The sequence below is a fragment of the Bradyrhizobium sp. CCGB20 genome, assembly GCF_024199855.1.
In the GTDB taxonomy this organism is placed as follows: Bacteria; Pseudomonadota; Alphaproteobacteria; order Rhizobiales; family Xanthobacteraceae; genus Bradyrhizobium.
This window is the reverse complement of the sequence record NZ_JANADN010000001.1, coordinates 7,706,580-7,719,991: the sequence shown is the minus strand read 5'-3', so window position 1 is coordinate 7,719,991 and position 13,412 is coordinate 7,706,580. Positions and strand designations below refer to the sequence as shown.

The 13,412-nt window shown below is 65.3% G+C and carries 13 protein-coding genes and 1 pseudogene; 10 read left to right on the top strand and 4 right to left on the bottom strand.

What is annotated here, in order from left to right:
* Positions 1 to 7: 7 nt before the first annotated feature.
* Positions 8 to 970: a LysR family transcriptional regulator gene (locus NLM15_RS36265; protein ID WP_254122704.1), complete on the bottom strand. Its 963-nt coding sequence runs from the start codon at positions 968 to 970 to the stop codon at positions 8 to 10.
* Positions 971 to 1,104: 134 nt separating this feature from the next.
* Here NLM15_RS36265 and NLM15_RS36260 point away from each other — a divergent pair, with 134 nt between their 5' ends.
* The 10 genes from NLM15_RS36260 (at position 1,105) to NLM15_RS36215 (ending at position 11,318) form a co-directional block, all read left to right on the top strand.
* Complete coding sequence (locus NLM15_RS36260; protein ID WP_254122703.1) at positions 1,105 to 2,418, top strand: cation:dicarboxylate symporter family transporter; 1,314 nt, start codon at positions 1,105 to 1,107, stop codon at positions 2,416 to 2,418.
* Positions 2,419 to 2,436: 18 nt separating this feature from the next.
* The gene (locus NLM15_RS36255; protein ID WP_254122702.1) at positions 2,437 to 3,471 is read left to right on the top strand and encodes a PdxA family protein; all 1,035 of its coding nucleotides are present in this window, start codon (positions 2,437 to 2,439) and stop codon (positions 3,469 to 3,471) included.
* A complete protein-coding gene (locus NLM15_RS36250) occupies positions 3,461 to 4,915 on the top strand; it encodes an MmgE/PrpD family protein (protein ID WP_254122701.1) in 1,455 nt (484 codons plus the stop codon). The genes NLM15_RS36255 and NLM15_RS36250 overlap by 11 nt, the downstream gene beginning before the upstream one ends.
* 18 nt (positions 4,916 to 4,933) lie before the next feature.
* Positions 4,934 to 6,370, top strand: coding sequence for an MmgE/PrpD family protein (locus NLM15_RS36245; protein WP_254122700.1), 1,437 nt, complete (start codon positions 4,934 to 4,936; stop codon positions 6,368 to 6,370).
* Between the two features lie 40 nt (positions 6,371 to 6,410).
* Positions 6,411 to 7,382, top strand: coding sequence for a tripartite tricarboxylate transporter substrate binding protein (locus NLM15_RS36240; protein WP_254122699.1), 972 nt, complete (start codon positions 6,411 to 6,413; stop codon positions 7,380 to 7,382).
* Between the two features lie 17 nt (positions 7,383 to 7,399).
* A complete protein-coding gene (locus NLM15_RS36235; protein WP_254122698.1) occupies positions 7,400 to 8,188 on the top strand; it encodes an SDR family NAD(P)-dependent oxidoreductase in 789 nt (262 codons plus the stop codon).
* Complete coding sequence (locus NLM15_RS36230; protein WP_254122697.1) at positions 8,188 to 9,006, top strand: alpha/beta fold hydrolase; 819 nt, start codon at positions 8,188 to 8,190, stop codon at positions 9,004 to 9,006. Before NLM15_RS36235 ends, NLM15_RS36230 begins: the two co-directional genes overlap by 1 nt.
* 88 nt (positions 9,007 to 9,094) lie before the next feature.
* Positions 9,095 to 9,886, top strand: a complete 792-nt coding sequence (locus NLM15_RS36225; RefSeq protein WP_254122696.1) for a fumarylacetoacetate hydrolase family protein — start codon at positions 9,095 to 9,097, stop codon at positions 9,884 to 9,886.
* A 90-nt stretch (positions 9,887 to 9,976) separates the two neighbouring features.
* Positions 9,977 to 10,768, top strand: coding sequence for a transporter substrate-binding domain-containing protein (locus NLM15_RS36220; protein WP_254122695.1), 792 nt, complete (start codon positions 9,977 to 9,979; stop codon positions 10,766 to 10,768).
* A gap of 133 nt (positions 10,769 to 10,901) precedes the next feature.
* On the top strand, positions 10,902 to 11,318 hold the full coding sequence (locus NLM15_RS36215; RefSeq protein WP_254122694.1) for a hypothetical protein: 417 nt from the start codon (positions 10,902 to 10,904) through the stop codon (positions 11,316 to 11,318).
* A 7-nt stretch (positions 11,319 to 11,325) separates the two neighbouring features.
* Here the strand turns inward: NLM15_RS36215 and NLM15_RS36210 are convergent, their stop codons facing one another.
* The 3 genes and pseudogenes from NLM15_RS36210 to NLM15_RS36200 form a co-directional block, all read right to left on the bottom strand.
* Positions 11,326 to 12,066, bottom strand: a complete 741-nt coding sequence (locus NLM15_RS36210) for an IclR family transcriptional regulator (RefSeq protein WP_254122693.1) — start codon at positions 12,064 to 12,066, stop codon at positions 11,326 to 11,328.
* Between the two features lie 21 nt (positions 12,067 to 12,087).
* Positions 12,088 to 12,939 (bottom strand): CoA ester lyase, encoded by an 852-nt coding sequence (locus NLM15_RS36205; protein ID WP_254122692.1) that lies wholly within the window; start codon positions 12,937 to 12,939, stop codon positions 12,088 to 12,090.
* Positions 12,939 to 13,406: pseudogene (locus NLM15_RS36200) on the bottom strand (MaoC family dehydratase); the annotation flags it as partial. The gene NLM15_RS36205 and the pseudogene NLM15_RS36200, both read right to left, overlap by 1 nt.
* Positions 13,407 to 13,412 lie beyond the last annotated feature (6 nt).

Here is a 13,412-nt window from a genome sequence, read left to right as displayed (position 1 = left end):
GTCGTCGTCATCTGGCTCGCGGCGCGGCGGCGGATTTTCCAGCCGGCCGACCCTTGCGAACCGTATTCCAGAAGTTTTCGGCCGCGCGGGTCATGCGGGCGCGCGGGCGGAACAGCGAGACGGTGATGGCAATGCTCCAGTCCGTCCCGCCGGCGCGCATCAGGCGGCCGCTGTCGAGATCGGCCTGAACCAGGCTCTGCGCAGCCCAAGTGATGCCGCGTCCTTCGCGTGCCATGTCGACCAGCAGCATGACCGGCGCGGCGAAGCTCGGAACGAGAAACGCGGACGGCTCTTTTACGGCGAGAAACGACGTAACGATCCGCCCCACGCCCGAGCCCGGGTGATAGGCGAGATAGGGCAGCGGCGCATCGGCGGTGCCGGGGAGGACGTAGCGCGGCCTGGCGTTGCCGCGGCGCGCGCCGCGCGACGGCTTCGTCATCGGCGCGCTGATCGGGATCAGGAGATCGTTCGACAGTTCGAAGCGCTGGAAGCGCTCCATGTCGAGCCGGGTCACCAGCGACGGATGATGATGGGCCAGCAGGAAGTGGGCTTGCGCATCCAGCAGCAGTTTTTCGCAGCCGGCGAAATTGGAGGCGACCAGCTGTACGGCGGAGTCCGCCCGCGCGCTGTCGGAACTGCGGATCCATTCGGGGAAGAAAGCCTGCGACAGCGCATGCGTGGCCGCAAAGGTGATGGTTTCGGCCTTCAGCCGCGCCGCCTCGAGCGCTTCCTCGCGTCCGACCAGAACCCTGCGCAGGACGTCTTCGGCAACGGGCCGAAAGCTCTCACCGGCCGGCGTCAGCGTGATTGTATGTGTCGAGCGTTCGAACAGTGGCGTGCCTAGCCACTCCTCGAGTGACCTGATGCGGCGGCTCAGCGCCGGCTGGGTCACGTGCCGGCGCTGGGCGGCGCGTGAGAACCCGCCTTCCTCGGCGATGGCAAGGAAGTCCTCCAGCCAGACCAGGTCCATGATGCGGTTTCGTCCTCAAATCATACCGATACGGCATTAGCGCCTCGGGCGCCGCTGGTCCAATGTAAATGCCATCACAAAACCAGAACAAGGCGCCACGCCGCATGGCGCGATGACGCGTTGGAGGAAATCAATTGCAGATCGCCGCAACTCCGCTGTCCGAGCCTATATCCAGCCCGGTGTCCGAACGGCGCCGCAAGCCGCTCTGGCGCGAGCAGTATGTCCTGGTGGTTGCCGGCGCCGCGCTTGGCGCATTGCTCGGCGCCCTGTTTCCGGCCTTTGCGGTCGAGCTTAAGCCGCTCGGCGATTGCTTCATTTCCCTGATCAAGATGACGATCGCGCCGCTGATCTTCCTGGTCGTGGTCACCGGCATCGCCCAGGTCGGCGACATGAAGGCGGTCGGCCGCATCGGGCTCAAGGCCTTTGCCTATTTCGAGGCGGTGACCACCGTCTGTCTGTTGATCAGCTTCGTCGTGGTGCGCTGGGTACAGCCCGGTGCGGGCGTGGCGCATGCCACGGCGCAGCAGGCCGAGACCGTTGCCCGCTATTCGCAGGCCCACGTCGGATCGCTGTCGGCCTACATCCAGCACATGATCCCGGAGAGCTTTGTTGGCGCGTTCGCGGCCGGTGACGTGCTGCAGGTGCTCGTGCTCGCGCTTCTGTGCGGCATTGGCCTGTTGCTGCTCGGCGACAAGGCTGCGCCACTGCGGACAGGGCTGGAACGGATCACCGAGCTCGTGTTCAGCGTGGTCCATGTCGTCGTCGCGCTGGCGCCGATCGGCGCCTTTGGCGCGATGGCCTTCACGGTCGCAAAATTCGGCGCCGCCACGCTCTATGCGCTGGCGCTCCTGGTCGGCACCGCCTGGGCGATGATGGCCTTCTTCATCTTCGTCATTCTCGGCACGATCTGCCGTCTCGCCGGCATCCGCCTGATGGATCTCCTGCGGCTGCTGCGCAACGAGCTGCTGGTCGTGCTCGGTACTTCGTCGTCGGAGACGGCGATCCCCGGCATGATGGAGAAGTTGCCGAAGGCGGGCGTGGGGCGGGCGGTCGCCGGCCTCGTTATTCCTTCCGGCTATTCCTTCAATCTCGACGGCGTTGCGCTGACGCTGCCGCTCTCGACGATGTTCGTCGCCCAGGTCTACGGCATCGAGCTGACGGCTGCGCAGCAATTGAGCCTGTTCGTGGTGATGCTGTTCACCAGCAAGGGCGCTGCCGGCGTCACCGGCGGCGCGTTCGCCGCGCTGGCTGCGACGGTGATCGCGGCAGGATTGCCGGCTGAGGGCCTGGCGCTGCTGCTCGGCATCGACCGTTTCATGTCGCTGGCCCGCGCCATCACCAACACCATCGGCAACGCGGTCGCCGCCATCGTGGTCGCGAAATGGGACGGGGAATTCAACCGCGAGGACTGGACCCGGTCCGCCGTTCAAATCCAACACGCGAAATAAGGATCCAAGGCTTCCAATATGGCTACCAACACCAGTGAACTGCCCGTCATCGCGCTGACCCCCGGCGACTGCACCGGCATCGGCCCCGAACAGATCGCGCGCATCCTCTCCGATAACAGGCTCGCCGACGCCGCGCGCCTCGTCGTGGTCGGCGACGCCCGCGTGCTGGAGATGGGCATGGAACATGCCGGCGTGAAACTGAAGGTCGAGCGGATTGCCTCGCCGAAGGCCGCGAGCTGGGGCCGTGGCACCGTGCAGCTCGTCGACTTGGGCAATACCGATCCCACAAAATTCCCGATCGGCAAAGCCAGTGCCGAATCCGGCCGGCTGACCGGTGAGACGCTGTCGCGCGCGATCGACTTCGCCAAGGCGGGCGAGGTCGACGCAATTACCTTCGCGCCGCTCAACAAGCGCGCGATGTTCGACGGCGGCTGGAAGTTTCCCGACGAGCACAAGATGTTCGCGAGCCTGCTAGGCCACAAGACCTATTTCTCCGAGATGAACGTGCTCGATGGTCAGTGGATGTCGCGCGTCACGGGGCACCAGTCGCTGCGCGAGGCGCTCGACGGTATCAATCCGGCGAGCATCACCGATGCGATCGAACTGGTCGACCGGATGATGAAGAAGGCCGGCGTTGCCAAGCCGCGCATCGCGGTTGCGGCCCTCAATCCGCATGCCGGCGAGAATGGCCTGTTCGGCCGCGACGAGATCGAGATGATCCGTCCGACCGTCGAAGCCGCCGCCAAGACGGGCATCGCCTGCACCGGGCCTTATCCCGCCGATACCGTCTATATTCGCGCCTTTGCGGGCGAGTTCGACAGCGTGGTCGCGATGTATCACGACCAGGGCCAGATCGCGACCAAGCTGCGCGGCTTCAACCGCGGTGTCACCGTCACGGCCGGCCTCGAGACCGTCTTCACCACACCGTCGCACGGCACGGCATTCGATATCGTCGGCACGGGCGTCGCCAAGACCGGTGCGCTCGAAAGCGCGGTCCGGCTCGCAGCACAACTGGCATCGATGAAGGTCAAGGAGGCCGCCTATGCCCACTGATCGCAGGACCCTGCTTCAGGCAGCCGCCGCGCTGCCGCTCGCGACTGTCGGCGCGAATGCCGCCTTCGCCCAAGCTCCGGCCGCAACGCCCGCGGCCGCGCCACCCAAGGAGGTGACGCGCGCACTGGCGCATTATCTGGTCACCGCGAAATACGACGACCTGCCGGCAAATGTGCGCAAGGAGGGCGTGCGCACGCTGTTGAACTGGGTCGGCGTCGCCATCGGCGGCTCGCACCATGAGACGGTCGACATCGCCGTCGCGGCCCTCGGCCCCTTCTCCGGACCGCAGCAGGCGTCCCTGTTCGGGCGGCGCGAGCGGTTCGACATCATGAACGCGGCCTTCATCAACGGCGTGTCGAGCCACATCTTCGACTATGACGACACCCATCTGAAGACGATCATCCATCCCGCCGGTCCGGTCGCTTCAGCGATCCTCGCATTCTCGGAAATGCAGCCGGTCTCGGGCAAGGAATTCCTGAACGCGCTGGTGCTCGGCGTCGAGACCGAGTGCCGGATCGGAAACTCGGTCTATCCGAACCATTACGACGTCGGCTGGCACATCACCGGCACGGCCGGCGTGTTCGGCTCGGCCGCGGCTGTCGGCAAGCTGCTCAAGCTGAACGAGCAGCAGATGACATGGGCGCTCGGCCTTGCCGCCTCGCAGCCGGTGGGCCTGCGCGAATCTTTCGGCTCGATGAACAAGAGCTTCAATCCGGGCCGGGCGGCGTCCAGCGGCATCTTCGCGGCGATCCTGGCCTCGAAGAATTTTACTTCGTCCGATGCCATGATCGAGGCCAAGCGCGGCTGGGCCAACACCATCAGCACCAAGCAGGATTACAACGAGATCTTGGGCGACCTCGGCAAGCGCTATGAAGCCGCGCTCAACACCTACAAGCCGTTCGCCTGCGGCATCGTCATGCATCCGGCGATCGATGCCGCGGTCCAGCTGCGTAACGAGAGCAAGGTGACCGCGGATCAGATCGAGCGGGTCGATCTCAAGGTCCATCCGCTGGTGTTGGAACTTACCGGCAAGAAGACGCCGAAGGCTGGTCTGGAGGGCAAGTTCAGCATCTACCATGCGGTTGCGGTGGCGATCGTCGAGGGCGCCGGCGGCGAGAAGCAGTTCAGCGACCGGGCCGTGACCGATCCGACCATCGTCGCGCTGCGCGGCAAAGTGAACCCGGTCATCACGCCGGGCATCAAGCCGGAGCAGGTCGATCTCACCATCGTGCTGAAGGACGGCCGCAAGCTCAACCGCCACATCGAGCACGCGATCGGCAGCGTTGAAGTTCCGATGACCGACAAGCAGCTCGAGACCAAGTTCTCGGACCTTGCCGACGGCATTATTCCTGCGGCGACGATCCGGCGTGTGATGGACGCCTGCTGGAACGTCGAGACCCTGCCGAACGCGGCGGAGATCGCAAAGATGTCGGTCGCGTCCTGACCGCGAGGGGATAGAAGCATGCCGTCACGCCGCCGTTTCCTGCAATCCGCCGGCTCGGTCGCCGCTCTCGCCGCTACCGGCGGCCGTGTGGTTCTTGCAGCGGGGCCCGGCGTGACCGAGCGCCTCGCCCGCTACATGGTTGCCGCGCGCGATCAGGAGTTGCCGGAGCAGGTGCTGCGCGAATGCAAGCACCGCATTCTCGATACGCTCGGCGCGATGGTGTCTGGCTCGCGCATGAAGCCGGGCGAGATGGCGCTGAAATACGTCCGCACGCTTGGCGGCGATGCGCAGGCGTCCGTCATCGGCTCCGATTTCCGGACCACCGCGGTCAACGCGGCGCTGGCGAACGCGATGTTTGCGCATGCCGACGAGACCGATGATTTCGAGCCCGTCACCAAGGCGCATCCGGGATGCTCGGTGGTGCCGGCCGCACTCGCCTTCGGTGAACGCGAGCATCGCAGCGGGCAGGAATTCATTCGCGCGGTCGCGCTTGGCTACGACCTGACCTGCCGTCTCTTGATGGCGCTGGGTCCGGATCTCGTCCGTGGCTCGCACCGGAGCGCGGAAGGAACGTCATCGACCTTCGGCGCGCTCGGTGCCGCCGCCTCACTGGCGCGGCTCGACGAGAAGGGCATGCGCTACGCGATCTCCTATTCCTCGCAGCAGGTCTCCGGCTTGTGGAGCTGGGTGAAGGATCACGACCATATCGAGAAGGCGTTCGACTTCGCCGGCATGGGCGCCCGCAACGGCGTGATGGCGGTCGACATGGTCAAGACGGGCCTGACCGGCGTCGATGACGTGCTCGACGGCACGCATAATCTTTTCATCGCGCTGTCGACCGATCCGAAGCCGGAGGAGATGGTGAAGGATCTCGGCAAGCGCTTCTATGTCACGGAGACGGCGATCAAGACCTTCTCGGTCGGCTATCCCATCCAGTCGCCGTTGGATGCCATGCTGACGCTGCGCAAGCAACACAGCCTCACGCCAGATAAAGTCCGTAGTATCCTGGTCAAGCTGCCGACCGATGCGATGGGGATTGTAGGCGAGAGCGCGATGCCTGACGTCAATTGCCAGCATCTCGTGGCTCTCGCGCTGGTCAAGGGCGCCGTGTCGTTCAACGACAGTCACGACGTCGCGCTGATGCATGATCCAAAAATCCGGGAGCAGCGCGACAAGGTGACGCTGGCCGGCGACAAGGGGCTGATGGACCCGGCCGCACCGCGTGGTGCTGTCGTCGAGGTGACATTGACCGATGGCAGGAAGGTCGAGCACTTCACGAAATATCCGCCCGGCACCAAGGAGAATCCGCTGAGTACGGAGGCCGTGGCAGCCAAGACGCGGGACCTGATTGCGCCGGTTCTGGGCAGTGACAAGGCCGAGAGGCTGATTGATCAGATCGGCAATCTCGAACGGCTTGACGACGTCGGCAAGTTGAGGCCATTGCTGACGGCGTGATGAACCAATCAACAACAAGACAAACATCAAGGAAGTGCCCATGCGCGGGGTTATGCGACGCACCGTTCTGGCCGCCTGTGCGGCCGTTCTGTTCTCCGGCTTTGCGGGTGCGCAGGACTACCCCTCCCGACCCGTCAAGATCATCGTGCCGTTCCCGGCCGGCGGATCCAACGACATCATCGCCCGCATCGTCGCGCAGAAGCTGACCGAGCGGAATGGCCAGACCTTCCTGGTGGAGAACCGCGGCGGCGCCGGCGGCAATATCGGCGCCGAGACGGTCGCGAGCGCCGAGCCCGACGGCTACACCCTGCTTTTGACTGCACCGCCTCCGCTCACGATCAACGGCTCCCTCTACAAGAAGTTGCCGTTCGATCCGGCGAAAGCCTTTGCGCCGGTGGCGCTGATCGCCTCGGTGCCGATCGTCCTGGTCGTCAATCCGTCGGTGCAGGCGAAGAACGTGGGCGAGCTGATTGCGCTGGCCAAGGCCAAGCCCGGTTCGCTGAATTTCGGCTCGTCGGGCATTGGCTCGACCAACCATCTCGCGGGCGAGCTGCTCAAGAGCATGGCCGGCATCGACATCGTGCACGTGCCCTATCGTGGGGCAGCGCCGGCGATGAACGATCTGCTCGCGGGCCAGATTCCCTTCATGTTCGACAACATGCCGGCGGTGCTGCCGCAGGTGCAGGGCAAGGCCATCAACGCGATCGCGGTCGCTGGCGCCAAGCGCGCCGAAGCGCTGCCTGATGTGCCTGTTGTCGCCGAGACCATCTCGGGGTTCGAGGCATCGTCCTGGTTCGGATTGGTGGCCCCAGCGAAGACCCCTGCGCCCGCGCTTGCCAAGCTGAGCGGTGAGCTCGAGACCATTCTGAAGATGCCCGACGTCAAGAAGCGGCTTGCCGAGCTCGGCGCCGAACCCGGCACGGTTTTCGGCGACGCGTTCGGGCAGTTCATGACGGACGAAACCGCCAAGTGGGGCAAGCTCGTCAAGGCCTCAGGCGCCACCGTCGATTAGTGGATGAGGGTAGCGTCATGGATCTGAATCTGGGCGGCAAGGTTGCCGTCGTCACCGGCGGCAGCATCGGTATCGGCCGTGCCATTGCCGCCGAGCTCGCGCGCGAGCAGGCGCATGTCGTCATCGTCGCGCGCGACGCCGAACGGCTGGCGGCCTCGGCGCAGGACATTTCGCGGGACACGGGCCGGCGCGTGATCGCCTGTGCCGGCGACATGACTAAGCCGGAGGACATCGCCCACGCGATGGACACCGCGCGTGAAGCGTTTGGCCGCGTCGACATTCTCGTCAACAACGCCGGCGCCTCGCCGATGGGCCGGATCGCAGAGACGCCGGATGCGACCTGGGCCAAGTCGATCGAGCTGAAGTTGCTTGGCTACATGCGCTGCGCGCGCAACGTTCTGCCGGAGATGCGGGACCGCCGCTGGGGCCGGGTCATCAACATCATCGGCCGCAGCGGTCATCAGCCGCGCGCGGCCTACATGGCGGGCGGCGCGGTCAACGCGGCGCTGCTGAATTTCACGCTGGCGCTCGCCGAGGAATGCGCGCCTGACAACGTGCTGGTCACCGGCGTCAATCCCGGACCGGTGCAGACCGATCGCTGGGACAGCCTGATCTCGCAAGGAGCCGCGATCTCGGGGCAGGATCAAGGCGCGACCAATGCCGCCGCCATCGCCTCGGTTCCGCTCGGCCGCGTCGGACAGCCGCACGAGGTGTCCGGCATCGTTGCGTTCCTCTGTTCAGACCGCGCGTCCTTCATTACTGGTACCTGCATCAATGTCGATGGCGGTGGAACGAGGTGTATCTGATGGCTAGCGAACTGCGGAAGATCGGCGTCAGCGAGGATTGCGAGCTTGCGGTTCGCATCGACGACTATCTCCTGCCCTGGGACACCAAACCGCCGGTCGTGATGCTGCACGGGCTCGCCGAAAGCGGCGAGGCGTTCCGGCGCTGGGTGCCGTATTTCGCCACGCATCATCTCGTGGTGCGCCCTGACTTGCGCGGCTATGGCGATTCGACGCCGATGCAGGGCGATTACATCTATCGCTTCGCCGGCCTCGGCGATGACATCATCCGGATGCTGGACGCGCTGAAGCTCGATCGCGTCTTCCTGGTCGGCGGCAAGATCGGCGGCACGCTGGCGATGCATCTGACGGCCAAGCATCCCGACCGTGTGATCGCGGTCGCCGCAGTCGGCGCGCCGGCCTCGCTCACCTCGTTCAACGAGCGCGCGCCGACCTGGCGCAAGCAGATTCGCGAGCAGGGCGTGGAGGCCTGGGTGCGCGAGACCACGGCCGGCCGGCTCGGCTCGTCGCTGCCGCCGCCGGCGCTCGACTGGTGGATCAAGCTGATGTCGAAGACCAACGCCTCGACACTGGAGGCGTTCCTCCAGATGGTTCCGACGGTGGACGTGACCGGCGAGCTGCCCTCGATCAAGCGCCCGGCGCTGGTGATCACCACGACCGGCTCCGGGCTCGGCGACGTCGCTTCCGTCAAGGCGTGGCAGGAGACGATCCCGGGCTCGAAGCTCGAAGTACTGCCCGGCGATTCCTATCACGTGGCTGCCACGGACCCTGATGTCTGCGCGCGAAAAGTTCGCGAGTTCTTCGATCGCGTCGCGACTTAAGGCGTACGGCGCGGGCCGTTGGCCCGCCCATCGTTTCGTTCTATGACTGGCGGTCCGACAAGAAACGACGAAATCAGGGAGTGAAGCCATGACAAAAACCACGCGACGGAGCGTGCTCACGGCCGCAGCAGCGATGACGGCAGCAGGCATCGCCGACGCAACGCCAGCGGCGGCGCAGGCCGGACCGAAGCCGATCTTCCCGGTGCCGATGGTGACGATCCCGATCGTCGGCGAAACGAGTGTGTTCCAGGTCCGCCGCATCTACTGCATCGGGCGCAACTACGCCGCGCACGCGATCGAGCGCGGCTCCGATCCGAACCGCGAGCCGCCGTTCTTCTTCCAGAAGCCGACGGACGCGATCCAGAACGTCGCGATCGGCCAGATTGCGGATCATCCCTATCCGTCGCTGACCAAGAACTATCATCACGAGGTCGAGCTGGTCGCCGCGCTGAAATCGGGCGGCACCAACATTCCGGCCGACAAGGCACTCGACCATGTCTATGGCTACGCGCTCGGCCTCGACATGACCCGGCGCGACCTCCAGAACGGCATGGCCGCGGAGAAGAAGCCCTGGGAGATCGGCAAGAGCTTTGACCACGCCGCGGTGATCGGCCCGATCCACCCGGCCAGCAAGACCGGCCATTTCGAGAAGGGCGCGATTTCGCTGGCGATCAACGGTACCGTGAAGCAGAACTCGGATCTCAGCAAGATGATCTGGAGCGTCGCCGAGCAGATCGCAAAACTGTCGGAAGCGTTCGAGCTGAAGGCCGGCGACATCATCTATTCCGGTACGCCGGAGAATGTCGGCCCGGTGGTGAAGGGCGACGTGCTGCTGTGCAAGCTCGAGGGCTTGCCGGACATGTCGATCAAGATCGTCTAGCGGCGGCAACTTTCTTCCTCGCCCCGCAAGAACGGGGCGAGGGAGCGCACCACCGTTCTGTCGGAGCTCGTTTAACCCTGGAGGCGCACGATGCGGCGGCATAGCTTGATGGCTGCGTTGAGCCTGGTCGTCGCGACGATCGGTATTCCCGACGCAAAAGCCGAAGGCCCCGCCGACATCGCGCCGACGGGAACGCTCCGCGTGGCGGTGGCCGTCGGCCCCGCTGCGTCGGCGTTCTGGACGACGCGCGATCCTTCGACCGGCAAACCGCGCGGTGTCACCGTCGAGCTCGCCAGGGCCGCCGCCGACAAGCTGCACGTGCCACTGCAGCTCGTCGAATACCAGAGCTCCGACGAGATCGCGGCTGCCAGCAGCAAAGACGTCTGGGATCTCTCCTTCATGCCGGCGGACGTCAAACGCGAGCAGTTCGTCGACCAAGGGCCCGCTTACGTCGCCTATATGAGCGGCTATCTCGTGCGCGCCGGCTCGGACATCCATTCCGTTGCGGATGTCGATCGTGCCGGCGTGCGGGTCGGCTGCATCGAGGGGACATCGACGTCGCGGACGGTCGAGAAGTCGATCAAGCAGGCCAAGCTGACGAAGTTCGTCAAGCCGGAAGAGGCGGCCGAATTGATCGGCAAGGGTGACCTCGATGCGCTCGCGATGGGCATGGGCGCGTTGGAAGATCTCTCGCGAAAGCTGCCGGGAACGAAGGTGCTTGACGAAGTGATCCAGTCGACCGGCGTCGTCGTGGTTGTGCCCAAGGGCAAGGCCGCAGCGAAGGTCTGGGCCGCGCACTTCCTCGACGACGCCAAGGCGGACGGCACGGTGCGGCGCGCGCTCGACGGCAACGGATTCATCGGCGACAAGGTCGCGCCGTAGCCGGTCTGTCTCCTCCGGGAACTCGCCTTCGTATTGCCGGAGTTCCATCGGCGATTGCCCCGTGTTGGGCAACGAACAAACCTCGTGCGGCCATATTTGAGTCAGACTGATCTCCCGTATGGGAGGCGTTCCGATGAAGAAAGCTCTGATCACTGCCGTCTTGATGCTGGCTGCGGTGCCCGCAACCGCCGTCGCGCAGGAGCGCGCCGGCGCTGCAGCGGTGGGAGCCGTGTCGGGCGCCGTCGTGTTGGGTCCGGTTGGCGCCGTGGCGGGCGCGGTGATCGGCTACACCGCGGGGCCAGCAATCGCCCGGTCCTGGGGCGCGAGAGATTCGCATTCGGCCAGACATCGGCAGCCGCCGCGCCGCGAGGCGTATCGCCCGGCCGCGAATGGCGCCCCGCCGCGCACACGCGAGGCGATGGCCGCCAACGGCCAGATAAGAGCTGCCAGCACTCCGCCGGTTCAGGCCGCCCCTGCGGTGCAGCCCGTTCAAGCTGCTCCAGTAGTGCCGGCGCAGACCTCGGCGCCACCCGTTCAGGGCTTCGACTGAAGCTATCCTACGCCGCTGTCTTCGGCCGCAGCCGGTCGACGGTCCGCGCGATCAGCGCGGCGACCTCCGGCACCTTCGGGCCGATGCGAAACTCCGGACCGGCGACGACGACGGAGAGACGCCGGTCGCCAATCGGCAAGGGAATCGCAGCGCCGGCGAGATCGCGGCTGTAATCCGCAAAACTCTGGCAATAACCGCGCGCGATCGAGTTGCGCAGCTCGGTCTCGACGGCCTCGATGCTGATCGGCGTCGACGGGCCGTATTGCCTGAATTCGATCTTGCGATAGACGGAGTCGCGCTCCTCCTGCGAATATTGCAGCAGCAGTGCGCGGCCGCTCGCGGTGGCGTGGATCGGCACGCGGTGGCCGATGGTCGCGAAATAGCGGATCGCGGCCTGGGACTCGACGACATCGATGAACACCGCCATGACGCCCGCGGGCGCGACGATGGACGCGGTCTCTCCGGTTTCGGCGGAGAGATCGGCGATCAGCGTGTGCGTCCATGGCGGCAGCGGCTCGACCTCGGAGATCATCCGCGCCATCGCCAGCCACCGCGGCGTCGGATAGAAGCCGGCGCGCGGCCGCGGCTCATAGAGATAGCCCTTCTCGGAGAGCGTCGCGAGCAGGTTGAAGGTCGACGAGCGCGGCCAGCCGAAATGATCGGCGATCTCAGCAAGCGTCGCCGGCTTCCTCGTTTGCGCGAAGAATTCCATGATCTCCAGGACGTTTGCGGCTTGGCGAACGATCATGGCGGGGCTTTGCGTCCTGCTCTAGGGTTGGCCGAGGATCTTCTTCGCGGCGCGAAGATGCGGCTTGTCGATCATCTGGCCGTCGAGACGCAGCGTTCCGGAGTTCGGATTGTTCGCGAACGCCGCGATCACCTTCTCCGCCCAGGTGCGCTCGGCCTCGGTCGGCTCGAATGCCGCGTTGACGACGTCGACGTGCTTGGGATGGATCAGTGCCTTCGCCGAAAAGCCGTCGCGCCGTGCCGCGCGCGTTTCCTGCTCGAGGCCGGCGAGGTTGTCGATGTCGGTATAGACGGTGTCGATCGGCGCAACCTCCGCCGCGGCCGCCGCCATCAGGCAGAGATCGCGCGCCAGGCGATAGGGGCTGTGGAATACGCCGCCCGAGGCCTTCTCGGTGGCGCCGAGCGAGGCCGAGAGATCCTCCGCGCCCCACATCAAGCCGGCGAGGCGGGGGGAGCAGCCCTTGTAGCTGCCGAGGCCGAAGATCGAGCTCGCGGTCTCCGTCGCGACGCAGACGATGCGCGTCGCGCCGACCGTGATGCCGGATGCAGCTTCCAGGGCTTCGAGCCAGATGGCAACCTGCCGCACGTCGTCGCCGCCTTGCGATTTCGGCAGCACGATGCCATCCGGCCGGCCGGGCATGACCGCAGCGAGATCGGCGAGCGTCATGCCGGTGTCGAGCGCGTTGACGCGGACATAGAGCTGGTGCGGGCCGGGACGGCCCTTCAGCATCGCGAGCGTCAATCCGCGCGCCTCTTCCTTCTTCTCGGTGACGACGGAATCCTCAAGATCGATGATCAGCGCATCGGCCCGGCCTTCGCTCGCCTTCTCGAATTTGCGCGGGGAATCGCCCGGCACGAACAGCATCGAACGCATCAGACCGGCCTCTTGTGCATCATCGCCATGCGGCGGCATTTTCCGACGATCTCGTCGTTCTGGTTCAAGGCGTGGTGCTCGAACTCGACGATACCCGCCCTCGGGCGCGATTTGGATTCCCTCAACGAAAGCACCTTCGTCGTCGCCCGCAGCGTGTCGCCATGGAAGACCGGTTTCGGAAACGTGACGTCGGTCATGCCGAGATTGGCGACGGTGGTCCCCATGGTCGTATCATAGACCGTCATGCCGATCATGATGCCAAGGGTGTAAAGGCTGTTGAAAATGCGCTGACCGAACTCGGTCTTTTCAGAGAAATGGGCGTCGATGTGTAGCGGCTGCGGATTGAGCGTCAGCAGGCTGAACATGGTGTTGTCCATTTCCGTGACCGTTCGGGTCAGCGGATGCCTGAACTCCTGACCTACGGAAAAATCTTCGAAATAAAGTCCGGCCATCGCGGTTTCCTCCCTGTGTCG